General features: G+C 69.7%; 20 protein-coding genes. 9 read left to right on the top strand and 11 right to left on the bottom strand.

Annotated elements, in window-relative coordinates:
* From AC1MEQ_RS12970 to AC1MEQ_RS12960, 3 genes are read right to left on the bottom strand one after another with little or no spacing between them, the layout of a single operon-like run.
* Nucleotides 1-1,197: an acyl-CoA dehydrogenase family protein gene (locus AC1MEQ_RS12970; RefSeq protein ID WP_479791213.1), complete on the bottom strand. Its 1,197-nt coding sequence runs from the start codon at nt 1,195-1,197 to the stop codon at nt 1-3.
* Complete coding sequence (locus AC1MEQ_RS12965) at nt 1,194-2,084, bottom strand: amidohydrolase family protein (protein ID WP_479791211.1); 891 nt, start codon at nt 2,082-2,084, stop codon at nt 1,194-1,196. Before AC1MEQ_RS12965 ends, AC1MEQ_RS12970 begins: the two co-directional genes overlap by 4 nt.
* Before the next feature lie 7 nt (nt 2,085-2,091).
* A complete protein-coding gene (locus AC1MEQ_RS12960; RefSeq protein WP_479791210.1) occupies nt 2,092-3,021 on the bottom strand; it encodes an SDR family NAD(P)-dependent oxidoreductase in 930 nt (309 codons plus the stop codon).
* A gap of 140 nt (nt 3,022-3,161) precedes the next feature.
* On the opposite strand from AC1MEQ_RS12960, the gene AC1MEQ_RS12955 reads away from it, so the two are divergent.
* From AC1MEQ_RS12955 to pcaC, 7 genes are all read left to right on the top strand, one after another.
* A complete protein-coding gene (locus AC1MEQ_RS12955; protein ID WP_479791209.1) occupies nt 3,162-3,632 on the top strand; it encodes a MarR family winged helix-turn-helix transcriptional regulator in 471 nt (156 codons plus the stop codon).
* Nucleotides 3,633-3,759: 127 nt separating this feature from the next.
* Entirely contained in the window at nt 3,760-4,959 is a 1,200-nt protein-coding gene (locus AC1MEQ_RS12950) for a 4-hydroxybenzoate 3-monooxygenase (protein ID WP_479791208.1), read from the top strand.
* Nucleotides 4,960-5,022: 63 nt separating this feature from the next.
* Nucleotides 5,023-5,856 (top strand): protocatechuate 3,4-dioxygenase subunit beta, encoded by an 834-nt coding sequence (gene pcaH / locus AC1MEQ_RS12945; protein ID WP_479791206.1) that lies wholly within the window; start codon nt 5,023-5,025, stop codon nt 5,854-5,856.
* Nucleotides 5,857-6,432, top strand: coding sequence for a protocatechuate 3,4-dioxygenase subunit alpha (gene pcaG / locus AC1MEQ_RS12940; RefSeq protein WP_479791204.1), 576 nt, complete (start codon nt 5,857-5,859; stop codon nt 6,430-6,432).
* A 27-nt stretch (nt 6,433-6,459) separates the two neighbouring features.
* The gene (locus AC1MEQ_RS12935; RefSeq protein WP_479791202.1) at nt 6,460-7,857 is read left to right on the top strand and encodes a lyase family protein; all 1,398 of its coding nucleotides are present in this window, start codon (nt 6,460-6,462) and stop codon (nt 7,855-7,857) included.
* A 68-nt stretch (nt 7,858-7,925) separates the two neighbouring features.
* Nucleotides 7,926-8,777, top strand: coding sequence for an alpha/beta fold hydrolase (locus tag AC1MEQ_RS12930; protein ID WP_479791201.1), 852 nt, complete (start codon nt 7,926-7,928; stop codon nt 8,775-8,777).
* A complete protein-coding gene (pcaC, locus tag AC1MEQ_RS12925) occupies nt 8,770-9,162 on the top strand; it encodes a 4-carboxymuconolactone decarboxylase (protein WP_479791200.1) in 393 nt (130 codons plus the stop codon). The genes AC1MEQ_RS12930 and pcaC overlap by 8 nt, the downstream gene beginning before the upstream one ends.
* A 17-nt stretch (nt 9,163-9,179) precedes the next feature.
* Here pcaC and AC1MEQ_RS12920 read toward each other — a convergent pair whose 3' ends face one another.
* Nucleotides 9,180-10,991 (bottom strand): FMN-binding glutamate synthase family protein, encoded by a 1,812-nt coding sequence (locus tag AC1MEQ_RS12920; RefSeq protein ID WP_479791199.1) that lies wholly within the window; start codon nt 10,989-10,991, stop codon nt 9,180-9,182.
* 67 nt (nt 10,992-11,058) lie between these two features.
* On the opposite strand from AC1MEQ_RS12920, the gene AC1MEQ_RS12915 reads away from it, so the two are divergent.
* Nucleotides 11,059-11,727 carry a DUF4352 domain-containing protein gene (locus AC1MEQ_RS12915; protein WP_479791198.1) on the top strand — a complete coding sequence of 223 codons (669 nt, stop codon included), beginning with the start codon at nt 11,059-11,061 and terminating at the stop codon, nt 11,725-11,727.
* Between the two features lie 6 nt (nt 11,728-11,733).
* Here AC1MEQ_RS12915 and AC1MEQ_RS12910 read toward each other — a convergent pair whose 3' ends face one another.
* On the bottom strand, nt 11,734-14,112 hold the full coding sequence (locus AC1MEQ_RS12910) for an ATP-binding cassette domain-containing protein (RefSeq protein WP_479791196.1): 2,379 nt from the start codon (nt 14,110-14,112) through the stop codon (nt 11,734-11,736).
* Between the two features lie 313 nt (nt 14,113-14,425).
* Between AC1MEQ_RS12910 and AC1MEQ_RS12905 the strand changes: the two genes are divergently transcribed.
* Nucleotides 14,426-16,069: a hypothetical protein gene (locus AC1MEQ_RS12905; RefSeq protein WP_479791194.1), complete on the top strand. Its 1,644-nt coding sequence runs from the start codon at nt 14,426-14,428 to the stop codon at nt 16,067-16,069.
* Between the two features lie 112 nt (nt 16,070-16,181).
* On the opposite strand, the gene AC1MEQ_RS12900 is transcribed toward AC1MEQ_RS12905, so the two are convergent.
* The 6 genes from AC1MEQ_RS12900 to AC1MEQ_RS12875 all read right to left on the bottom strand — a co-directional run bounded on the left by AC1MEQ_RS12900 (nt 16,182) and on the right by AC1MEQ_RS12875 (nt 22,574).
* Nucleotides 16,182-16,907 carry a glucosamine-6-phosphate deaminase gene (locus tag AC1MEQ_RS12900; protein WP_479796130.1) on the bottom strand — a complete coding sequence of 242 codons (726 nt, stop codon included), beginning with the start codon at nt 16,905-16,907 and terminating at the stop codon, nt 16,182-16,184.
* Nucleotides 16,908-16,975: 68 nt separating this feature from the next.
* A complete protein-coding gene (locus tag AC1MEQ_RS12895; RefSeq protein WP_479791193.1) occupies nt 16,976-17,680 on the bottom strand; it encodes an N-acetylmannosamine-6-phosphate 2-epimerase in 705 nt (234 codons plus the stop codon).
* Between the two features lie 17 nt (nt 17,681-17,697).
* The gene (locus AC1MEQ_RS12890; RefSeq protein WP_479791192.1) at nt 17,698-18,639 is read right to left on the bottom strand and encodes a dihydrodipicolinate synthase family protein; all 942 of its coding nucleotides are present in this window, start codon (nt 18,637-18,639) and stop codon (nt 17,698-17,700) included.
* Between the two features lie 69 nt (nt 18,640-18,708).
* Nucleotides 18,709-19,530 (bottom strand): ABC transporter ATP-binding protein, encoded by an 822-nt coding sequence (locus AC1MEQ_RS12885; protein ID WP_479791190.1) that lies wholly within the window; start codon nt 19,528-19,530, stop codon nt 18,709-18,711.
* Entirely contained in the window at nt 19,527-21,665 is a 2,139-nt protein-coding gene (locus AC1MEQ_RS12880) for a dipeptide/oligopeptide/nickel ABC transporter permease/ATP-binding protein (protein WP_479791189.1), read from the bottom strand. Before AC1MEQ_RS12880 ends, AC1MEQ_RS12885 begins: the two co-directional genes overlap by 4 nt.
* 3 nt (nt 21,666-21,668) lie before the next feature.
* Nucleotides 21,669-22,574, bottom strand: coding sequence for an ABC transporter permease (locus tag AC1MEQ_RS12875; RefSeq protein ID WP_479796129.1), 906 nt, complete (start codon nt 22,572-22,574; stop codon nt 21,669-21,671).
* Nucleotides 22,575-22,594: the final 20 nt, after the last annotated feature.

Below are 22,594 nucleotides of genomic sequence, written 5' to 3'. Positions count from 1 at the left end.
CTAGTGGAACGCCGAGTGGCCGGTGATGGACCGGCCGACCACGAGGGCGTTGATCTCGTGCGTTCCCTCGTAGGAATAGATGGCCTCGGCGTCCGCGTGGAAGCGGGCCACGTCGTTGGCGAGGAGGATGCCGTTGCCACCGGCGACCTCGCGGGCCAACGCCGTCGTCTCGCGCAGGGTGCGCGCTGTGTGCATCTTGGCAAGGGATGAGTCCTCGTCCCGGTAGATCCCCGCGGCCTGGCGCTGGCTCAGGCGCACGACCATGCCGAGGCTGGCTGTGACGTTGCCGAGCATGTGCGCGAGCTTTTCCTGGATGAGGGCGAACCGGGCCAGTGGCCGGCCGAACTGTTCGCGCCGGCAGACGTAGTCGACCGCAGCCTCGTAGGCCCCGGCCGCGGCTCCTGCGGCGCTCCAGGCCACATCCGCGCGCATCCGGCGCAGGCAGGCGGCGACGTCGGCCCAGGAGTTGATGTTCGGCAGACGGGCGGAGTCCTCGACCACGACGCCGTCGAGGTGGATGTCGAAGTTCTGCATGATGCGCAGGCTGGCCTTACCCCGGATGGCCTCGAGCGCGACACCGGGGGAATCCACGGGCACGATGAAGCACTTGACCTGCCCGTCGTCGATGTCGCGGGCGAAGACGGCCAGGACATCGGCCTGCCCCGCTCCGCCGATCCAGCGCTTGGCGCCGTCGATGGTCCACTGCCCGGTGGCGGGGTCCCGGCGCGCGCTGGTGGCCAGTCCGCCGGCAATGTCGGAACCGTGCTCGGGTTCGGTGAGCGCGAAGACGCCCCGCCAGGAGAAGTCACGGATCCGGGCATCGAGTTCGGCGGCCCGGTCGGCAGCAGCGCCGTAGGCGACCGTGGTGCGGAACAGCCCGGCTTGGGCGTTGTACCAGGTCAGCACCGATGCGTCGGCGCGAGCCAGCTCAAAGGTTCGGAAGCCTGCGTAGAGCGCACTGGGCTGCTGCCCGGCGTCGGCCACCTCCACGGGGTCCATCAGCCGAGCCTCGGCCAGGGGGGCCTCGATGGCGGTGGGGAATTCGCCACGATCCCAGCTCTCGGCCAGGACGGGGCGGACGTGCTCGTCCAGCAGCCCGCGCAGCCGCAGCAGGGCCGCCCGCTCGGCGTCGGTGAGCAGTTCGGCGAACCCATAGGCGTCTGCCGGGTGGAAGGGAGCGGCGGTCTCCGCACTCATGGCCGGTCCAATCCAAGGACCCGCAGCGCGTTGCCCTTGAGGATGCCCGGGCGCACCTCGTCCTTCAGCGGCAGTTCGGCGAAGGCGGCCAGCCACTTCTCCGGGGTGATCAGCGGGAAATCGGTGCCGAAGAGCAGCTTTCCGGACAGGATGTTGTTCCCCCGCTTCACGAGCGATTCCGGGAAGTACTTGGGGCTCCAGCCGGACAGGTCGATGTACACATTGGCCTTGTGGGTGGCGATCGAGTTCGCTTCGTCCTGCCACGGTACCGACGGGTGCGCCATGATGATGGTCAGGCCCGGGAACTCGGCAGCGACGTCGTCGAGCAGCAGCGGATTGGAGTAGCGCAACTTGATGCCGCGTCCTCCCGGCAGGCCGGCCCCCATGCCGTTCTGGCCGGTGTGGAAAATGCACGGCAGGCCCAGCTGCTCCAGCTCCCGCCACAGCGGACGGAATTGCCCGTCGCTGGGATCGAAGCCCTGCAGCGAGGGGTGGAACTTGAAGCCGCGCACCCCCAGCTCGCCGGCCTGGCGGCGCGCCTCCACCAGCGCTTCCCCGCCGGTGCGCGGGTCGACGGAACCGAACGGGATGAGCACGTCGTTGTGGCGGGCGCAGCCGGCGACCAGGTCATCGATGGAATTCGGCGTGTGCCCCAGGGCGGTGCGCGCGTCGACGGTGAACACCACGGCGGCCATTCCGGCGCCCCGGTAGATCTCCGCGATGCGGTCGATGGAGGGGGTCCGCTCCTCGGACTTGAAGTAGGCAGCCGAGGCCTCGAACAGGTCCTCGGGCATGGCCCGGTGGCCGTGCGAGTCCTCCTCGAGGTGGACGTGCATGTCGATGGCCGAGACCGCACCGAGGTCGATGGCCGGTTCGTAGCGGGTCATGGCGGGCCTACTTGGCGTCGGCCGACGCCGGCTGCAGCTCCGCCGGCAGCTCGGGGAAGCTCTCACCCACGGATTGCTCCTGGCCGGCGAACGGGTAGGCGGCGCGCAGGGTCTCGTAGCCCCAGCCGCCGTCATGGTATTCGGTGGCCACAGCCTCGGGATGGCTCCAGAGCTGGAGGCGGTCGCCACCGACACCGATGACCTGCCCGTTGATCCCGGCCGCCTCGTCGGAGGCCAGGTAGGCCACGAGGCCGGCGACGTCGTCGGCGGTGCCGAAACCCAGTTCCTTGCGGAAGAAGTCCGGCATGGCCGCGCCCTTCTCGTCGGCCTCCACGGCCGCGGCGAAGAACGGGACCGTCTTGGTCATGGCGGTGGCCGCCACGGGTACCACGGCGTTGGCAGTGACGCCGGCGCGTCGCATTTCCAGCGCCCAGGTCCGCACCATCCCCACGATGCCGGCCTTGGCTGCCGCATAGTTGGACTGCCCGAAGTTGCCGCGCTGGCCCGTGGGCGATCCGATGGTGATGATGCGCCCGGCGACCTGATGCCCCTTGAAGTAGCCATACGCTTCGCGAACGCACGTGAAGGTACCGCGCAGGTGGACGTTGATGACTGCATCGAAGTCCTCGTCGGTCATCTTCAGCAGCGACTTGTCGCGCAGGATCCCGGCGTTGGTGACCAGGATGTCGAGCCCGCCGAAGGCCTGGACGGCACCGGCAACCAGTTGGGCGGCGACCTCCGAGCTGCCCACGGGTGCCACGACGGAAACGGCGCGCCCACCATCCGCCTCGATCGCGGCGACGGCTGCGGCAGCCACCTCGGCATCGACGTCGTTGACGACGACCGAGGCGCCCTGCCGGGCCAGCTCGCGGGCGTAGGCCAGCCCGAGTCCGCGTCCGCTTCCGGTGACGATGGCGACTTTTCCTGTGAGCGACATGGGGCTCTCCTTCGGTTCTGGACCCGCCGGCCGTGTTGCCGGGCCGACGGACACATGGGAATCTGGTATTGGTTAGATGACAACTGATATTCTTGAAAAAGTCAACCATTTATTAACTCACTGATCCATTTGGAGCACACATGACGACCCACGCGGCACCTCCCACCACCGGAACCGACCGCTTCCTGGCCTCGGAACTCGCCGGCGAGTCCAGCTTCCTGATCGCGCGCGCCCGCTCGCGGAGCTCGACCATCGGCAACGAGCTCCTGGCCCCCCTGGGGCTCCGCGTGCGCTCCTATTCCGTCCTGTCGCTGGCCTGCAGCGGACTGCGCCCCACCCAGCGCGAACTCGCGGAATTCCTCTCGCTGGACCCGAGCCAGATCGTTGCACTGGTCGATACCCTGGAGCGGGACGGGCATGTCCAGCGCGTCCCGGACCCCCACGACCGCCGCTCCAAGCTCATCGAAGCGACAGACTCCGGCACGGAGCTCTATGCGCGCGCCCGGACCATGACCAGCCAGGCCGAGGCGCGCTCGCTCCGGGGACTGGACGCCGGGGAGAAAAGGGAGTTCCTCGCGCTGCTCAACAAGGCGGCCTTCGCCGCGCACTGACGATGATTCCCAATCAATGGGACACCCTTGGCATGTGAGCTGCGCGACAGCGCAGACTGGATCCAACCCCACTGGCCCCGGCCCGCTCACGGGCCCTCCCGGATCATCGCCTTGCAAAGGAGCACGCATGCCCTCCGCTTCCCCCGCCATCCTGCGAACCCGCGTCGGCATCATCGGCGGCGGTCCCGCGGGCCTGCTGCTCTCCCACCTGCTGGCCCAGTCGGGCATCGAGAACATCGTCGTCGAATCGCGTGACCACGAGACGATCCGCCACACCCACCGCGCGGGCATCCTCGAGGCCGGCTCCGTGCAGCTGCTCACCGATTCGGGCGTCGACGGCCGGGTCCTGACCGACGGCGACGAACACGCGGGGATCGACCTGCGCTTCAAGGGCGAATCACATCCGCTGGATTTCCGCGACCTCGTGGACGCCACCGTCACCCTCTATGCCCAGAACGAGGTCTTCGTCGACCTGGCCGCCGCCCGCCAGCGCGACGGCGGCGACGTGCGCTTCTCCTGCGAGGTCACCGGAATCTCCGACGTCGAATCGGAGCAGCCCTCCTTCACGTTCACCGACGCCGACGGCGTTGCCACCGAGGTGGTGTGCGACATCCTCGTCGGCGCCGATGGCTCGCGCAGCTACAGCCGCCGCAACGTCGAGGTCCCCGGCCACCAGGACTTCAAGGTCGAATACCCCTTCGCCTGGTTCGGCATCCTCACCGAGGCACCCAAGAGCTCCCCCGAACTGATCTACGCCAACTCCCCGCACGGCTTCGCCTTGATCAGCCAGCGCAGCGAGACCGTCCAGCGCATGTACTTCCAGTGCGACCCGGGCGAGGACGTCAACGCCTGGAGCGATGACCGGATCTGGTCCGAACTCCAGCGCCGCATCGACGGGCCCGACGGCTTCGAGCTGAAGACCGGCCCGATCTTCGACAAGTCAGTCCTGGGCTTCCGTTCCTTCGTCCGCGAACCGCTCAGCCACGGCCGCCTGTTCCTGGCCGGCGACGCCGGACACACCGTCCCGCCGACGGGCGCCAAGGGGCTGAACCTGGCACTGGCGGACGTGAAGATCCTCTTCGAGGCCATCGACTCGTTCTACGCCACCGGCTCCGACGCCCTGCTCGAGGGATATTCGGACCTGGCGCTGAAGCGGGTGTGGAAGGCGCAGAACTTCTCCTACTGGATGACCTCCATGCTGCACACCCCACCGGACGCCAACCCGTTCCTGCTCAAGCGCGCCCTCGGCGAGCTGGAGACCGTCACGTCGTCGCGCTTCGGCCAGCAGTACCTTGCCGAGTCGTACACCGGCTGGCCACATGCCTAGCATCGCGCCGCCGTCGTCCTCCATCACGACCACCACCCACCACCTCCGGAAGGAGCAGACTCGATGACCACCACCACCAGCGGCGCCGAATCGTTCAACGACAGCCACGTGCTGGACCCCGCCGCCAGCACGGCCACCCAGGAGGCGATCAGCGCCGAGATCGCCGGCATCCACGACGCCTACCGCGCCTCGGTCGAGGCCGGCGGCGCCCCCGAGACGCAGCCGCGGATCGACTTCGCCCCGTACCGCAGCTCGCTGCTGCGCCACCCCACCAAGTCACTGCACCACGCGGACCCGGAGACGATCGAGCTGTACAGCCCGGCGTTCGGACAGCGGGACGTGCACGCGCTGGAGTCGGACCTGACCATCCAGCACAACGGCGAGCCCATCGGCGAGCGCATCGTGGTCACCGGCCGCGTGCTCGACGGTGATGGGCATCCGGTGCGCAACCAGCTCGTGGAGATCTGGCAGGCCAACGCCGCCGGACGCTACATCCACAAGCGGGACCAGCACCCGGCGCCGATCGACCCGAACTTCACCGGCGTCGGCCGCGCCCTGACCGGGGACAACGGGGAATACACGTTCACCACCATCAAACCGGCCCCCTACCCGTGGAAGAACCACCACAACGCCTGGCGCCCGGCCCACATCCACTTCTCGCTCTTCGGCACCGACTTCACCCAGCGGATGATCACCCAGATGTACTTCCCGGGCGACCCGCTGTTCGGGCTGGACCCGATCTACCAGTCGATCACCGACCAGACGGCCCGCGACGCGCTCGTGGCCACCTACGACCATTCGGTCACCAGCCACGAATGGGCCACCGGCTACCGCTGGGACATCGTGCTGACCGGCAGCAACCGCACCTGGATGGAAAACGAAGAGGGGGACCACTAGATGGCACCGGCACCGCAGGTCAAGCTCACCGCCACCCCGGGCCAGACGATCGGCCCGTTCTACGGCTACGCATTGCCCTATGCGCGCGACAACGAACTGGTCCATCCCTCCCGCGCCGGCGCCGTGCGCCTGCATGGCACGGTGTACGACGGCGATGGCACCGTGATCCCGGATGCCCTGTTGGAGATCTGGCAGGCCGACGAGGCCGGCAACGTCGTCCAGCAGGCCGGATCGCTGGTCCGCGACGGCTACACCTTCACCGGTTTCGGCCGCACCGCGGTGGACAACGAGGGCAACTACACCTTCACCACCCTCAACCCCGGGGCGACCGGGGAGGGCAAGGCACCGTTCATCATGCTCACGGTGTTCGCCCGGGGCCTGCTCAACCGGTTGTTCACGCGCATCTACCTGCCCGAGGACACCGCGGCACTGGCAGCCGACCCGCTGCTGGCCTCGCTGGACGCGGCTGACCGGGCCACGCTGATCGCCACCCGCGAGGCCGACGGTGCGCTGCGCTTCGACGTCCATCTGCAGGGCGAATCCGAGACGGCGTTCCTGTCCTACCCGCGGTCCTGAACCGGTGGACCTGCTAGCTTGAAGGGCATGATGACCGACGCCGATTTCGGCCTGCTGGACCCCGCCTGGGCCGGCACCCCCGTGGCCGCGTCGACCTCGGACACGGCGGTGGCCCAGGCGCTGCTCGACGTCGAGGCCGCCTGGGTGGGCGTCCTCGCCGATGCGGGTCACTGCCCGGCCGAGGCGGCCGACGCCGTCGATGCGGCGGCGGATGCGTCGCTGTATGACCTCGCGGACATAGCACGGCGCTCGGCCGGCGGTGGCAACCCGCTGATCCCTCTGCTCGCCGACCTGCGCGCGGAACTGCGGGCCAACGACGCCACCGGTGCCGCCGCCTTCGTGCACCGCGGGGCCACCAGCCAGGACATCGTCGACACCGCACTGATGCTCGTCGCCTCCCGCACCGGCGCCACGATCCGCGCCGACCTGGCGACCGCCGCCGCCGGACTCGCCCGGCTGGCCGAAACCCACCGCGACACCATCTGCGTCGCCCGCTCGCTGACCCAACACGCCCTGCCCACCACGTTCGGGCTGCGCGCGGCCAACTGGCTCTCCGGCCTCGTGGCCGCCGGCCGACGGCTCGATGCCGTCCTGTCCGGCCTGCCGCTGCAATGGGGCGGTGCCGTCGGCACGCTCGCCTCGCTCACCGATTCGCTGGAAGCGGAGCACGACGACGGCGCCCCCCTGACCGAGCTCGTCACCGCCCTCGCCGCCCGGCTGGGCCTGGTGGATCCGGGCACCCCCTGGCACACCAACCGGATGCCGATCACCGGGCTGGGGGCCGCCCTCGCGGACACGGTGGCCGCTGCCGGGACCATGGCCGCCGACGTGCTGACGTTCTCCCGCCCGGAGATCGCCGAGGTCTCCGAGCCGCGTGTCCCGGGGCGCGGCGGCTCCTCGGCCATGCCGCAGAAGCAGAACCCCGTGCTCTCCGTCCTCATCCGCCAGGCGGCACTCTCCGCCCCCCGACAGGCAGCCCAGCTCTTCCTGGCCGCCGGCACGGCCGTCGACGAACGCCCCGATGGGGCCTGGCACAGCGAATGGGCCGCCCTGCGTTCCCTGCTGCGCCTGGCCGGCGGGGCCACCGCCAAGCTGGCCGAACTGGCCAGTGGGCTGGACGTGCACCCCGAGGCCATGGCCGCCAACGCGGCACTGACCGGGGACCTGCTGCTCAGCGAACGCATCACCGCCCGGCTGGCCCCGCTGGCCGAGGGCGGCAAGTCGGCGCTGCAGGAGCTGATCACCCGGTCGCTGTCCGGGGGCCCCCAGCTGCGGCCGCTGCTGCGCGACGCCGTCCCCGTGGCTGCCCTGTCCGATGCGGACTTCGACGCCCTCTTCGACCCCGCCGGGTACCTTGGCCAGGCGGGGACGTTCATCGACCGGATCCTGGCCGACCACGCGGTGTGGTCCACTGACGCCGGCTGACCACACCCGCCCGGGCCGGGCCATCCAGACCACCACCGAGCACCACCAACCCCGAGACAGAAGGACCCATGGAACCGATGTTGCGCGGCCTCGCGCTGAACCAGATTGCCGGCGAAACCGCCGGATCCGCCTCCCCCGCCACCGGTGCCCCGGCCAAGCCGGCCCTGCTGCTGGGCCCATCGCTGGGCACCGGCTCCAAGGCCCTCTGGGGCCCGATCGCGTCCCGGCTGGCCGGACATTTCGAACTCATCGCCTGGGACCTGCCCGGCCACGGCGGGGCGGACGTCTCCACCGAGGACTTCACCATGGCCGAGCTCGCCGCCGCCGTGGTCTCCCTGCTGAAACGCCTGCGCGCCGACGGCACCGTCTCGACGGACCTGCCCGTCTACTACGCCGGCGTCTCCATTGGCGGCGCCACCGGCATCCAGCTCGGCCACGACCACCCGGGCCTGTTTTCCGGGCTGGCCATCATCTGCTCGGCGGCGAAGATCGGCACCCCGCAGGGGTGGACGGATCGCGCGGAACTCGTGGCGAAGGCCGGCACCCCGACCATGGTCGCCGGTTCGGCCGAGCGCTGGTTCGGCCCCGGGTTCATCGAGGCCAACCCGGTGGTCTCCACCGATCTGCTGCACACCCTGCAGGACGCCGACCGCTTCTCCTACGCCCACGCCTGCGGTGCCCTGGCCGGGTTCGACCTGACCGGGGAGCTGGACGCGATCACCGATCCGCTGCTGGCCATCGCCGGCGCCCACGACGTCGTCTGCCCTCCTGCCGATGCCGAGTTCCTGGCGAGCCACGTGCCCAACGGCCGCTCCGCCGTCGTGCAGTCGGCGGCGCACCTGGCCCCCGCCGAGGACCCCGCGGCGACCGCGGCGTTGCTCCTCGATTTCTTCACCACGCAGGGATCACCCCGTGGCTGAGTCCAGTCGACTGCCCGGGGACAGCTACGACGACGGCATGGTGGTCCGCCGCGAGGTGCTCGGCACCGAACACGTGGACCGCTCCACGGCGAACGCCACCGGGTTCACCGGGGAGTTCCAGGAGATGATCACCCGCTACGCGTGGGGGACGATCTGGACCCGCGAGGGCCTGCCCCGGACCACCCGCTCGGCGATCACGCTGACCGCGATGATCGCCGGCGGCTACTGGGAGGAACTCGAGATGCATGTGCACGCGGCGCTGCGCAACGGGATGACGGCGGAGGAGATCAAGGAGGTCTTCCTGCAGTGCGCCATCTACTGCTCGGTGCCGGCGGCCAATGTGGCGTTCAAGATCGGGCAGAAGGTCCTGGCCGAGTACGAATAGGCGCCGTCCCGGAGCGGTTATCCGCCGGGGCGTCCTTCGGGGCGGACACCCGAGGACTCGACGCGGCCGGTCTTACCCGTATCGGTGTCGTCGACGTCCCTGCGGGTCGGCCCCGCGGGGACCTGTGCCATGGAGCTGGTCTCGTCCCAACGCGCCATGTCGGGCCGGTCGTGACGTGGGCCGGCACCGTGGGTCGCCTCGCCGGCTCCCTGTCCGCCGTCGGGCTCCAGCCAGGGGATCGGCGCGTGTTCGCCGAAGTGTTCGGTGTCCGCTTCGTCCCAGTCAAGCCGCCACCCCCGCGGTGGATCCTCCAGGAGTTCGCCGGGGCGCATCCAGTTGTAGAGGGCGGCGTAACTGCTGGTGGTCAGGTGGTCGACCCGGCGGCGCAGCATCCGCTGGTTCAGGTTCGCCGGGTTCGAAACGCCCATCGAGGCCATGATCTGTTCGGCTTCGGTGACGGTGAGCTTCTGGTAGTTGTGGACGCGGTTGCCCTTGTCCTCAACGTCCAGCGCGCGCATCAGGCGTGGGTTTTGCGTCGCCACCCCGACCGGGCACTCGTTCGTGTGGCATTTCTGGGCTTGGATGCAGCCGGTGGCCATCATCATCGAGCGGGCGCTCATGGTGAAGTCGGCACCCTGGATGAGCCGCTTGACGATGTCGCTGCCGCTGGCGACCTTGCCTGCGGCCCCCAGCCGGATCCTGTCGCGCAGGCCGGTTCCGACGAGCGCGTTGTGGACGAGCATCAGCCCCTCCGTCAACGGGGTGCCCACGTGGTCCTCGTATTCCAGGGGGGCCGCGCCGGTACCCCCCTCGGAACCGTCGATGATGATGTAGTCCGGGGTGATCCCGGTTTCCAGCATCGCCTTGCACATGGCCAGCACGTCCGTGCGGGATCCAACGCAGAACTTGTAGCCGATGGGCTTGCCGTCGGAAAGGTCGCGGAGCTGGCCCACGAATTCCATGAGCTCGCGCGGGGTGTGGAACGCGGAATGCGAGGCCGGGGAGATGCAGTCCTGGCCCATCGGCACCCCGCGGGCGTCGGAGATCTCCGGGGTGATCTTCGCCGCCGGCAGGACGCCACCGAGCCCGGGTTTGGCCCCTTGGCTGAGCTTGAGCGTGATGCCCTTGACCTGTTCGGTGGCTGCTTTCCGGCGGAAGGTCTCCGGCGCGAACTTTCCGTGCTCGTCGCGGCAGCCGAAGTAGCCGGAACCAATCTCCCAGAACACGTCGGCCCCGTATTCAAGGTGGTACGGGGTCAGCCCGCCCTCGCCGGTCTCGTGGACGAATCCACCGAGCGCGGCACCCTTGTTCATCGCCAGGACGGCATTCTTGGACAGCGATCCGAAGCTCATTGACGAGACGTTCATCAGGGCCATGTCATAGGGTTGCCGGCAATCGGGGCCGCCGATGTGCACCCGGTGGTGCTCCTCCGGCGGGGCGAGCGGGGCGCTGGAATGCAGCAGGAACTCGTACCCCTGCGAGTTGACGTCGCGTTCGGTGCCGAAGGCCTTGTGGCTGTCGGCGCCCTTGGACCGCGCGTAGATCAGCGAACGCGTATCGCGGTCGAACGGTCGTCCGTCGGTGTTCCGCTCGACGAAATACTGCTGGATCTCCGGTCGTACCGACTCGAGGAGGTACCGCATGCGGCCCAGTACCGGGAAATTCCGCAGGATCGCGTGCTTGGTCTGGAGCAGGTCGTGTATGCCCAGCGCGACGACCAGCAGGATCACGATGCCCAGGGCGATCCAGCCGGTGGTCCCGAACGATGCGGCGACCACCGCTGCCGCCGCCAGGACGATGAACAAAGTCAGCAGGAAGAAACGCACCATGAGGCCGAGCCTACCCCCGGGCCTGCCCATTTCGACACCGCCGGAGAGCGTGGGCGAGAATGGGTGCATGTTGGAACGCCGAAGACGAGTCGCCGCACGCTTGACCCCGCTCGCCGGGCTCGCCGTGGCCACGTTGCTGCTGGCCTCCTGCGCCACCGGGGCGTCCACCACCGACCCGGCCAGCAGTCCCCCGACGCACACCCGCACGCCCATCACCGACCAGGCATCGCCCTCCTCCGGATCCCTCGAGGCGGACATCCCGGCCCATGAGACGCACGGCCGGGCCACGAGCGAGAGGAAGCTGCCGCTCTACTCCCCCGGGGAGGCCGTGCATCTGGAGGGCTCGGACGGGAAGCCGGTGATCACCTTGACGGTCACGTCGTTGTCGGTCGAGGATACCTGCCCGGTCGACGGCGGCCAGCCCGAGCACGGGGCCTTCGCCCTGGTCGAGGTCGAGGCCACCTTCGAGAAGCCGTCCGATGCGGACGCGCAACAACGTCCGCTCGTGCTCTCGCCGAATGCCTGGTCCTATTTCCCGGTCGATGGCCCCCGGTACGACGGCGACCTGGGCAGTGCCGCGGCAACCTCCTGCCAGCAGGCGGGTAACGCGCTGCCCGCGGAACTGAAGCCCGGTTCGACGGTGCGTGGAACGCTGGTGCTCGACATCCCCGAACGCACTGGCGCGCTCACCCTGGCCGATGCCGAAACCGACATCGCCGAGTGGCCGCTGCCCTAGGACCGGTCAGGCCCCGACGTAGCGGGCCAGGTGCTTCCCCGTTGTCGTGGCCTGCCCAGCCACCAGCTCCGCCGGCGTCCCCTCGAAGACCACGCGTCCGCCGTCGTGCCCTGCCCCTGGGCCGAGGTCGATGATCCAGTCCGCGTGCGCCATGACGGCTTGGTGGTGCTCGATCACGATGACCGACTTGCCCGCCTCCACCAGCCGGTCCAGCAGCGCCAGCAGGTTCGCCACGTCGGCGAGGTGCAACCCGGTGGTCGGCTCGTCCAGGATGTAGATGTCGCCCTTCTCGGCCATCTGGTTGGCCAGCTTCAGGCGCTGGCGCTCGCCGCCGGACAGGGTGTTCAGCGCCTGGCCGAGCTTGATGTAGCCGAGCCCGACGTCCGAGAGCCGGGCGAGCATCTTCTGGGCCGCCGGGGTCTTCGCCTCACCGGAGGAGACATAGTCCAGGGCCTCGTCGACTGACATGTCCAGCACCTCGACGATGTTGCGCCCGCCCAGCGTGTACTCCAGCACGGCGGCCTGGAACCGCTTGCCCTCGCACTCCTCGCACGGTGTCGCGACGGTGTCCATGATGCCGAGGTCGGTGTAGATGACGCCGGCGCCCTTGCAGGTCGGGCACGCGCCCTCGGAGTTGGAGCTGAACAGGGCCGGCTTGACGCCGTTGGCCTTGGCAAAGGCCTTGCGCAGCGGCTCCAGCACGCCGGTGTAGGTGGCGGGGTTGCTGCGCCGTGATCCCTTGATGGCGCCCTGGTCCACGACGACGACGCCCTCGCGCTTCGCCAGGGAGCCGTGGATGAGCGAGCTCTTGCCCGAACCGGCCACCCCGGTGACCACGCAGAGCACGCCCAGCGGGACGTCGACGTCGACGTTTTTCAGGTTGTGGCTCGACGCCTCGCGCACTTCCAACGCGCCGGTGGACTGGCGCACCCCGTCCTTGGGGCGGGCCCGGTCATCGAGGTGTCGGCCGGTCACGGTGTCGCTGGCACGCAGGGCCTCGACCGTTCCCTCGAAGCAGACGGTGCCGCCATCGGTGCCCGCGCCCGGCCCCAGGTCCACCACGTGGTCGGCGATCGCAATGGTTTCGGGTTTGTGCTCGACGACGAGGACCGTGTTTCCCTTGTCCCGCAGCTGCACCAGCAACTCGTTCATCCGGGCGATGTCGTGCGGGTGCAGGCCGATGGTGGGTTCGTCGAAGACGTAGGTGACGTCGGTCAGCGATGACCCCAGATGGCGGATCATCTTGGTGCGTTGGGCCTCTCCGCCACTGAGCGTTCCGGCCGGGCGGTCCAGCGAGAGGTAGCCCAGGCCGATCTCCACGAACGAGTCGAGCAGGTGCCGCAAACCGGTCAGCAGGGGTGCCACGGACGGTTCGTCGAGGTCGCGTAGCCAGGCGGCCAGGTCGCTGATCTGCATCGCGCACAATTCGGCGATGCCCTGGCCGTTGACCTTCGACGAGCGGGCCTCGGCGGTGAGCCGGGTGCCCTCGCATTGCGGGCAGGTGCCGAAGGTGATGGCGCGTTCGACGAAGCGGCGGACGTGGGGCTGCATGGCCTCGACGTCCTTGGAGAGCATCGACTTCTGGATTTTCGGGATGACGCCCTCGAACGTGAGGTTCACGCCCTCGACCTTGATCTTGGTCGGCTCGGCGTAGAGCATCGTGTCCAGCTGCTTCTTGGTGAACTTCCCGAGGGGGGTGTCCATCGGCAGCCCCATTCCCTCGAACAGGCGGCCATACCAGCCGTCCATCGAGTAGCCGGGGACCGTCAGCGCGCCGTCGGCCAAGGTCTTCGTGTCGTCGTAGAGCGCGGTCATGTCGAAGTCCGAGACCTGACCCATGCCCTCGCACTTCGGGCACATGCCGCCGAGGTAGACGGCATCCTTCACGACCTTCTTCTCGACGTGGCCGCCCTTCTCGGTGCTCATCACCCCGCCGGCCCGGCGGGTGGGGACGTTGAAGGAAAACGCGGTCGGCGGGCCAACATGCGGGTCGCCCAGCCGGCTGAACAGGATGCGCAGCATGGCGCTGGCGTCGGTGGCCGTGCCGACCGTGGAGCGCGGGTTGGAGCCCATGCGTTCCTGGTCGACGATGATCGCGGTCGTCAGGCCCTCCAGGTAGTCGACCTCCGGGCGGGCCAGGGTGGGCATGAAACCCTGCACGAACGCACTGTAGGTCTCGTTGATCATCCGCTGCGATTCGGCGGCGATGGTCCCGAAGACCAGCGAGCTCTTGCCCGATCCGGAGACGCCCGTGAACACCGTGATCCGGCGTTTGGGCACGTCGACCGAGACGTCCTGCAGGTTGTTCTCGCGGGCACCGCGCACCCGGATGAGTTCGTGGCGGTCGGCGGCGTTGATGCCTTCGGGCGTGGTGGTTTCGGGCATGTCCACCAGTGTAGGCGGCGCCGCCACGCGCTGGCCTCCGGACGGTTGTCGACGAAAATACCACAACTACCCACAAGTAACTTTTTCTTCGACATCTCTTGAAAAGCTACCGGACAGTAGGTTCAATGTAATGCAGGTCACCATCAATGACATTCGTCCTGGCCCCACGGCCAGGACTTCCGCGGCCGCCTTCCGATCTGGAATGGCACCGCGGATGAACATCCCGGGCTGGGGGGGGCCGGCTCGTGCGCTGCCGCATTTCATGGCGCAGCCTCGCGCCGTCCGGCCCGCTACAACCTCCCCGAGGAGACGCATGAATGCACATCGCGCGGCGAAGCAGCACTCGCTGATGCACGCCATCATCACCGCCCTGCTGGCCCTGTTCCTGGTGGCCGTCCTGGCCTTCTACGTCATCTATTCCGGCCAGGTGGCCAACGGCGCCTCGAGACTGGACAACGGCATGGGCCAGGCCCAATCCGGGATATCCCAGCTGAACGACGGCGCCACGCGTGCCGCCGCCGGCGCCACCACCCTGCATGAGGGCACCGGGGAACTGGATGAGGGTGCCGGAAAGCTCTCCGAGGGCATCAGCACGGCGAACAACGGAGCCGGGGACCTCGATGACGGGGCCAAGAAGCTCCACTCGGGCACCGGCGAGTTGTCCACCGGAGCGGGTGCTGCCGCCGAGGGGGCCGCGAAGCTCGCCGAAGGCAGCGGCCGGCTGGCCGTCGGGTCCCAGAAGGTGGCCGCCGGTGCCGGCCGCGCCGACCGCGCGGCCAAGAAGCTCGACGCCGGTGCCGTGAAGCTCGTCGCCGGGGCGGGCGAGGCGGCCACGGGTGCAGACAAGCTCAGCGCCGGCGCCAAGGAGCTCGGCGCTGGAGGGCAGGCGCTGGGCAACGGAGCGCAGGAACTGGAAGCGGGGGCCCAGAAGGCCTCCGCCGGTGCCAACCAGTTGCACGCCGGAACGCAGGAGCTCGCCGCAGGAACCGGTGAGGCGTTGGCCGGCAGCTACCAGCTGAAGGAGGGCACCGCCAAGGCCGCCCCCGGCGCCCACCAGCTGGCAGACGGCTCGGCCGAATTGGCCGCCGGAACCCAGAAACTCCTGGATGCCGCCGAAGGCCCCCAGGGCGTCGTTCCGCTCGGGCTCCTGAAAGCCCAGCTCAGGGAGCTGAACGCCGGTGCACAGAAGATCGCCGCCGGCAACGGCGAACTGGCCGACGGCACCGACCAGCTCAAGGCCGGCACCGCGCAGCTCTACGCCGGGCTGTCGCAGCTCGATGCCGGGGCCAACCGCCTGGAAGCCGGCGCGGGCGAACTAGCCACGGGCAACCAGGCACTCGCCGTCGGTGCCGGGAAACTGTCCACCGGCGCAGACAAGCTCAGCGCCGGATCCACGAAGGTCTCCAAGGGTGCCTCCGCCCTGGCCGATGGCAACCACGCCATCGCCGCCGGTTCCGTGAAGCTGCAGAAGGGCACCGGGGAACTGGCCCGCAAGACGCCGGATCTGGTGGCCGGCGCGGAGGAGGCCGCCGCCGGATCGGTCAAGGTCCGCAACGGGGCCGGCGAACTGGCCGCCGGCAACGACAAGCTCGCCGCCGGTGCCACGAAGCTCGACGACGGGGCGGGCCGCCTCGCGGCCGGCACCCACCAGCTCGACACCGGCCTGGGCAAGCTCGATACCGGGTCGAAGTCGCTGCAGGCCGGCACGGGCAAGGTCGACGACGGCGCGGGCGAGCTCGCCGATGGCAACGGCAAACTCGCCGACGGCACGGCCAAGCTGTCCGCCGGATCCATGGAACTGGCAGGCGGGACGGAACAGCTGCGCGGTTCAACCGCTGCGGTCTCGGCCGATTCCATCCTCAGCTCCCCCAAGGGCCTGCTGCTCCTGCTGCCGCTCCTGATCCTCGCGATCCCTGCCGTCCTGCTCATCCGGGCCCGCCGGCACCTGCGCCGCTAGCAGGAACGCCGCAGGCCACCGATCCGTCGGCAGTGCACGGCATGGCTGCGGCCGGGCTCTCCACGGGGAACCCGGCCGCAGCGGCATTTAAGGGAGGCCAAGCACAACGACGTCAGACGCTCGGGACGCCGCCGAGCAGCGAGGCGGCGGCCTCGTCCAGGACCACGGTGACGTGCGGGTGACGTTGGATGATGGACGCCGGGAATTCCTCGGTCACCGGGCCCCGCAGTGCCCGCAGGACCGGTCGTGCCTTGTGCTCGCCGTGGGCGATCAGCAGCAGGTGCCGGGCGCCGAGGATCGTCGCGATCCCCTGGGTCAGGCAGCGCACGGGAACCTGCTCGGGCGAGTCGAAGAAGCGGGCGTTGTCCTGGCGGGTCCGCTCGGCTAGCCGCACCACGCGGGTCCGTGAGTCGAATGCCGAACCTGGTTCATTGAACCCGATGTGCCCGTTCGATCCCACCCCGAGGATCTGCACGTCGACGCCGCCTGCCGCGGTGATTGCCGCGTCGTAGTCCGCGGCGTGGGCCGCAGGGTCCGTGCCGTGCGGATCCGGTACGTGGACCAGGTGCGGGTCCATCCCGAGCGGCTCGGTCACCGCGGTGCGGATGACTTCGGCGTACGACTGCCGATGCCCATCCGGCAGGCCAAGGTATTCGTCCAGCGCGAAGCCGGACACCCGGGAACAGTCGATGTCCGCGGCGGCCAGGGCGGCGTAGAGCGGTAGCGGGGAGGACCCGGTGGCCAGGCCCAGCACGGCGGCGGGCTTGGCCCTGACGGTTGCCAGCACGACCTCGGCAGCCAACCGGCCGACGTCGTGCGCGTCCGTCCCGACGAGGATGCGCGGGGCCCCGGCGGCACCGGTGGCACCGCTGGCACCCGATTCCGGGGACCCGTGCGTCGTGGCGCTCACGGCAGCGGCTCGTCGACGTCGCGCAGGGCCGCGTCGAACCAGCCGGTGATGCTGCCCGGATGGGTGATGGCGGTGCCCACGACGACGGCGAAGGCCCCGGCGTCGAGCGCCGCCCTGGCCTGCGCGGGGGTGTGGATGCGGCCCTCGGCGATCAACGGCACGCCGACACCGGCCGCGGCGATCGCGGAGATCAGGCCCAGATCCGGGCCATCGGTCTTCGGACGTTCGCCGGTGTAGCCGGCGAGCGTGGTGCCCACGAGGTCCGCTCCGGCCTCGACGGCGGCCAGTGCATCGTCAAGTGAGCCGCAATCGGCCATCGCCAGGGCCGGGGACTGGTCCTTGATCCGGGCGATGGTCGCGGCCAGCGAGAGGCCGTCGGGTCGTGGCCGTCGGGTTCCGTCCAGGGCCACGATGTGTGCCCCGGCCTGGGCCACGGCGACGGCGTGGTGGGCAGTCGGCGTGATGAAGACCCCGTCGTGGCCGTCCTTCCACAGCCCGATCACCGGGACCTCGACGGCCGAGCGGGTGAACTGGATGTCGGCCAGTCCCTGCACGCGCACGGCGGCGGCCCCGCCGGCCACGGCGGAGGCGGCCACCTGGGCCATGGTCTGGGGGTGGCGCATGGGCTCCCCCGGGTAGGCCTGTGCGGAGACGATGAGCCGCCCGCGCAGCGACTCAAGCAGTTCCGATGGGGGCATCATGGGCTGTTCCTCCGGTCCTAGAGCAGCCCGGTGGAGCGCAGGATGTCCGCGATGGCGGCGGTCTCGGCGTCGTTGAGGGAGGCCATGGGCGTGCTCATCATATTGTCCTCGATGACGCCGAGCAGGACCAAGGCGGTCTTGAAGGCGCCGAGGCCGGCTGCACCGCCGGAGACGCGGGCGGCGTCCGGGGTGAAGACGATGGTGAACAGCTCCGCCAAGCGGTCCTGTTCCCGGCGCACGGCCTCCCAGTCGCCGGCCGCGGCGGCGTCGACCATGCGGCGGTAGCCGGCCGGGTCGACGTTGCCCAGGCCGGGGACCACACCGTGGGCGCCGCCGAGCAGGGCGCCATCGACGACGACCTCGTGCCCGGTGAAGACGGAGAAGCCCTTCAGATGGGCTGTGGCCAGCAGCAGCCGGCGGAAGGAGACGTCGTCGGCGGAGGAGTCCTTGACACCAGCGATCACCCCGTCCTCGGCCAGGCGGACGGCCACGTCCAGGGGCAGCTTGGCGTTGGTGCGGATCGGGACGTCGTAGGCGAAGAGGTCCACGTCGACCGCTGCCTTGACGGCGCGGAAGTGGTCCTCGATCTCGGCGGCGTTGGAGAGCGCGTAGTAGGGGGTGGTGACGACCAGGGCGTCGGCGCCGAGGTCCACCATCCGCCGGCCTTCCTCGATGACGCGCGCGGTGGTCTGCTCGTTGGCGCCGGCCAGCAGCGGGACGCGCCCGTGGTTGCGGGCGGCGATGGTGGTCATGACCAGTTCGCGCTCCGCATTGGTCAGGTAGGGGACCTCGCCGGAGGAACCAAGCACGAACAGCCCGGACACACCGCCGTCGATGAGGTGGTCCACGACGCGTTCCAGCGATGCGGTGTCGATGGATCCATCTGCGGCGCGGGGGGTGACGACCGGCGGGATGACCCCGGAGTAGGTGCGGGGGGCGGCGGTCGATGCTGCGGTCACGGGATGTGGTTCCTGTTCTGCTGGGTGTTGTGGTGTGGGGTGGTTCGGGTGGGGCAGGCCCGCGGGGGGCTACCCCGCGTGGAGCAGGGACGGCGCGGCGCCGAGCAGCTTGCGGGTGTAGTCGTTGGACGGGGTGTCGAAGACCTGCGCGGCGGGGCCCTGTTCAACGATCTCCCCGGCGTTCATCACGCAGATCCGGTCGGAGACATAGCGAACGGTCTGGATGTCGTGGGAGATGAAGACCATGCCGAGGTTCAGCTCGTTCTTCAGGTCGGAGAGCAGGTTCAGGACCTGGGCCCGCACCGAGACGTCCAGCGCCGAGGTCGGCTCGTCGGCGACGATGATGTCCGGTTCCAGGGCCAGGGCCCGGGCGATGGCCACGCGTTGGCGTTGGCCGCCGGAGATCTGGTTGGGGAACGCGGCCCCGGCCGAGGCCGGGAGGCCGACCAGGCCCAGCAGGTCGGCAGCGCGTTTGCTGCGGCTCGCCGCCGTGCCGATCCCGTGGACGATGAGCGGGTCCATGAGGATGTCGCGGACCTGCAGCCGCGCGTTCAGCGCCGTCGCCGGATCCTGGAAGACGACCGAGACGCTGCGCCCGAATTCCTTGCGCAAGGCGGCATTGCGTTTCACCGCCGGTCGGCCGCGGAAGAGGACCTCGCCGGAGGTCGGCGGCTGCAGGCCCACCAGCACGGAGGCGAGCGTGGACTTGCCGCAACCGGATTCGCCGACGATGCCGACGGTCTCCCCCCGGCCGACGCTGAAGTCGACGCCGTTGACGGCCTTGATGATCAGCGGCTTGAAGGCCTTGCCGGAGCGGGCCCGGTGGTGGACGTGCAGGTCCTTCAGTTCGATGACCGGTTCCGGATGGCTGGTCGGTGCGGGCTGGCTCATGCCTGGCCTTCCTTCGAGGTGGTGCCGGCGGCGGACAGTGTGTCGGCGGCCTGCGGGCTCGCCCACAGGTGTTCCGCGATGCCGTCCACGGGGGTGAGGACCAGCTGCCGGCTCGGGTCGGAGCCGGGCAGGGTGGAGCGGTCCGCGAACCGGTCCCCGTCGGCGAAGTCGCCCGGGCTGGGCACCGTCCCCGGGATCTGGTGCAGGCGTTCTGCACCGGATTCGATGGAGAGGACCGACCCGAGCAGGCCGCGCGTGTATTCGTGCGTCGGACGGGTGAGGATCGAGCGGACCGGGCCGGATTCGACGACCTGCCCGGCGTACATCACGGTGACCCGGTGGGCCAGGGAGGCGACGAGGGCCAGGTCGTGGCTGACGAACACCATGGCGAACCCGAGTTGTTCGCGCAGCTCGTTGAGCAGGTCCACGACCTGCTTCTGCACGGTCACGTCCAGGGCAGTGGTCGGCTCGTCGCAGACCACCAGCTTGGGTTGGCGGGACAGGGCCATGGCGATGAGCACGCGTTGGCGCTGTCCACCGGAGAGCTCGTGCGGGTAGGACTTCAGCGTGCGGGCCGGGTCCAGCTTCACCAGTTCCAGCAGTTCCGCGGGCGTCTTGCGGCCGCCGCGCCGGGTGAGTTGTGCCAGCTGGTCCTTGATCAGCATCGAGGGGTTCAGCGAGGACAGGGCGTCCTGGTAGACCATCGCGATCTGCTCGCCGCGCAGGCCCTTGTAGACGCCCGGATCGCCCGCACGGGTCCCGCCGCGGCCGTCGGAGGGCAGCAGCTCGCGGCCCCCGAAGCGGATGGAACCGGTGACGCGGGCGCTGGCCGGGAGCAGCCCCATGATGGCCAGCGAGGTGATTGATTTGCCGCAACCGGATTCCCCGACCAGGCCCATCGTCTCGCCCTCGCGGACGGTGAAGGACACGTTGTCCACGATGCGGGTCTGCCCGTAGCGGTCCGGGAAGCGGATGGAGAGGTCGCGGACCTCCAGGACCGGCGCGGCGTCCGCTCCCCCGTTGGCCAGCTGGAGCCGGTCGGTCCGGGTGGCCTCGACCGCTGCGAGGCGGTCGAGCTCGGCGGCCAGCCGCCGTCGTTCCGCGTTCCCCTGGTCGGCTGCGAGGGCGTCCGCGGCCGGGGCCAGCGCCCCGCCGTCGTCCTCCGGGGCCGTCGATGCCCCGGCGAATCCGGTGCCGTGGTGCTGCACGGTGGCGTCGCCTGCGGCGGCCACCTCGACGGAGGCGGTGTCGGTGGACGGTGTGGCGCCGCGCAGCTTCGGGTTGACGAGGGCGTCCGTCATGCCCTCGGCGAGGATGTTCAGCGCCAAGACGGTCAGCAGGATGACCAGGCCGGCGAAGGTGGTGGCCCACCAGGCGCCGTTGAGGACCAGCGTGCGCCCGTAGGAGATGACGTTGCCCCAGGACGGGGCGGGGTCCTGCACGCCGGCGCCCAGGAAGGACAGCGAGGCCTCGAGGATGATCGCGTCGGCCACCATCACCGTGGCGAAGACCAGGACGGGCGCGGCGCAGTTGCGCATGATGTGCTTGATGAGGATGTAGAAACGGCCGGCGCCGATGACGCGTTCGGCCCGCGAATAGTCCTCGTCCCACTGGGCGAGCACGTTGGCGCGGACCACGCGGGCGATCTGCGGGGTGTAGATGACGGCGATCGCCAGGATGATGACCGGGACGGAGTTGCCCAGCGAGGCCAGCAGTGCAGCCGCCAGTGCGATGCCGGGGAAGGCCATCAGCATGTCCATGATGCGCATGATGACCTCGTTGGCCCACTTGCTGCTGGTGGCCGCCAGCGAGCCGAGCAGCCCGCCGAGCAGAAGTGCCAACGCGACGGATCCCAGGCCGATGACCAGCGAGGTCCGGGCGCCAAAGAGCAGGCGGGAGAAGATGTCGCGGCCCAGCCGGTCGGTGCCGAAGAGGTTCTCGGCGCTCGGGCGCTGGGCGGGGATCCCGGAGGCCAGCGGGCTGTGCGGCGCCAGGACCGGGGCGAGGAATGCCGCCAGGGCGATGACGACCAGGAAGACCAGTGCGATCTTCGAGCCGAGGGTCAGTGAGGTCAGGCGGGTCGCGCCGGAACTCAGGCGCGCCACCAGGGCGTTGCGGGGTGCCAGGGGAGCCATCGGCTACACCGTCCTAATGCGGGGGTTGATGAGCAGGTAGACGAGGTCGACGACGATGTTCACCAGCACGAACGTCACGGCGATCGCCAGGACGACGCCCTGGACCAGGTTCGTGTCGTGGGCGGTGATGCCGTTGAGGATCAGCTGGCCCATGCCGGGCAGCGAGAAGATCATCTCGATGACGACGGCGCCGCCGAGCAGGTAGCCGATGCGCAACCCCAGCACGGTCACCGGGGTGACCAGGGCGTTGCGCAGCACGTTGCGGGAGATGACCTCGTTGCGGGGCACGCCGTTGCCGATCGCCGTGCGGACGTAGTCCTTGTCCAGCTCCTCCACCATCGAGGTGCGCACCACGCGGATCAGCGAGGCGGAGACCGGGATGGCCAGCGCGAGTGCCGGCAGCGTCATGTGCGCCAGCCACGCACCGAACCCCTCGCCGGGCCCCGGCATGCCGCCGGAGGGGAAGAGCGGGTTCGCACCCAGGGCCAGCCACTGGATGAGCAGGATGCCCAGCCAGAACGACGGCGTCGCGACGGCGGCGATGGAGAAGACGCGGATCAGCTGGTCGGGCAGCTTGTCGCGGTAGAGCGCCCCGAGCACGCCGAACGCCAGGGAGATCACGACGGCGATGACCACGCCGAACGCCGTCAGCTGCAGCGTGAGCGGGAACGCCTGGGCGATCATGCCGGCGACCGGACGCGATGGCGGGGTGGTCACGCCGAAGTCCAGGGTCAGCAGGCGGCCCAGGAAGGCCACGTACTGCACGGGCAGCGGCAGGTTCAGGCCACGTTCCGCGCGGTACGCCTCCTTGGCATCGAGGCTGGCGCCCTCGCCCAGGGCCATCGTGGCCTCGTCGCCGGGGGCGAGCTTGAGGATCACGAAGACCAGGAACGTGACGCCCAGGATCATCAGCGGCAGGGCCGCCAGTC

This window comes from Arthrobacter sp. ASL1 (genome assembly GCF_056680475.1).
This window is presented reverse-complemented; position numbering and strand designations above follow the sequence as displayed.

Bases quoted from the DNA above. Each gene is read 5' to 3' on its own strand.
- AC1MEQ_RS12905 (WP_479791194.1), top strand. From the start codon at position 14,426: ATGAATGCACATCGCGCGGCGAAGCAGCACTCGCTGATGCACGCCATC.
- pcaG (WP_479791204.1), top strand. From the start codon at position 5,857: ATGGCACCGGCACCGCAGGTCAAGCTCACCGCCACCCCGGGCCAGACG.
- AC1MEQ_RS12970 (WP_479791213.1), bottom strand. From the start codon at position 1,197: ATGAGTGCGGAGACCGCCGCTCCCTTCCACCCGGCAGACGCCTATGGG.
- AC1MEQ_RS12910 (WP_479791196.1), bottom strand. From the start codon at position 14,112: ATGCCCGAAACCACCACGCCCGAAGGCATCAACGCCGCCGACCGCCAC.
- AC1MEQ_RS12880 (WP_479791189.1), bottom strand. From the start codon at position 21,665: ATGGCTCCCCTGGCACCCCGCAACGCCCTGGTGGCGCGCCTGAGTTCC.
- AC1MEQ_RS12885 (WP_479791190.1), bottom strand. From the start codon at position 19,530: ATGAGCCAGCCCGCACCGACCAGCCATCCGGAACCGGTCATCGAACTG.
- AC1MEQ_RS12950 (WP_479791208.1), top strand. From the start codon at position 3,760: ATGCCCTCCGCTTCCCCCGCCATCCTGCGAACCCGCGTCGGCATCATC.
- pcaH (WP_479791206.1), top strand. From the start codon at position 5,023: ATGACCACCACCACCAGCGGCGCCGAATCGTTCAACGACAGCCACGTG.
- AC1MEQ_RS12955 (WP_479791209.1), top strand. From the start codon at position 3,162: ATGACGACCCACGCGGCACCTCCCACCACCGGAACCGACCGCTTCCTG.
- AC1MEQ_RS12915 (WP_479791198.1), top strand. From the start codon at position 11,059: ATGTTGGAACGCCGAAGACGAGTCGCCGCACGCTTGACCCCGCTCGCC.
- AC1MEQ_RS12965 (WP_479791211.1), bottom strand. From the start codon at position 2,084: ATGACCCGCTACGAACCGGCCATCGACCTCGGTGCGGTCTCGGCCATC.
- AC1MEQ_RS12895 (WP_479791193.1), bottom strand. From the start codon at position 17,680: ATGATGCCCCCATCGGAACTGCTTGAGTCGCTGCGCGGGCGGCTCATC.
- AC1MEQ_RS12875 (WP_479796129.1), bottom strand. From the start codon at position 22,574: ATGATCCTGGGCGTCACGTTCCTGGTCTTCGTGATCCTCAAGCTCGCC.
- AC1MEQ_RS12930 (WP_479791201.1), top strand. From the start codon at position 7,926: ATGGAACCGATGTTGCGCGGCCTCGCGCTGAACCAGATTGCCGGCGAA.
- AC1MEQ_RS12960 (WP_479791210.1), bottom strand. From the start codon at position 3,021: ATGTCGCTCACAGGAAAAGTCGCCATCGTCACCGGAAGCGGACGCGGA.
- AC1MEQ_RS12920 (WP_479791199.1), bottom strand. From the start codon at position 10,991: ATGGTGCGTTTCTTCCTGCTGACTTTGTTCATCGTCCTGGCGGCGGCA.
- AC1MEQ_RS12935 (WP_479791202.1), top strand. From the start codon at position 6,460: ATGATGACCGACGCCGATTTCGGCCTGCTGGACCCCGCCTGGGCCGGC.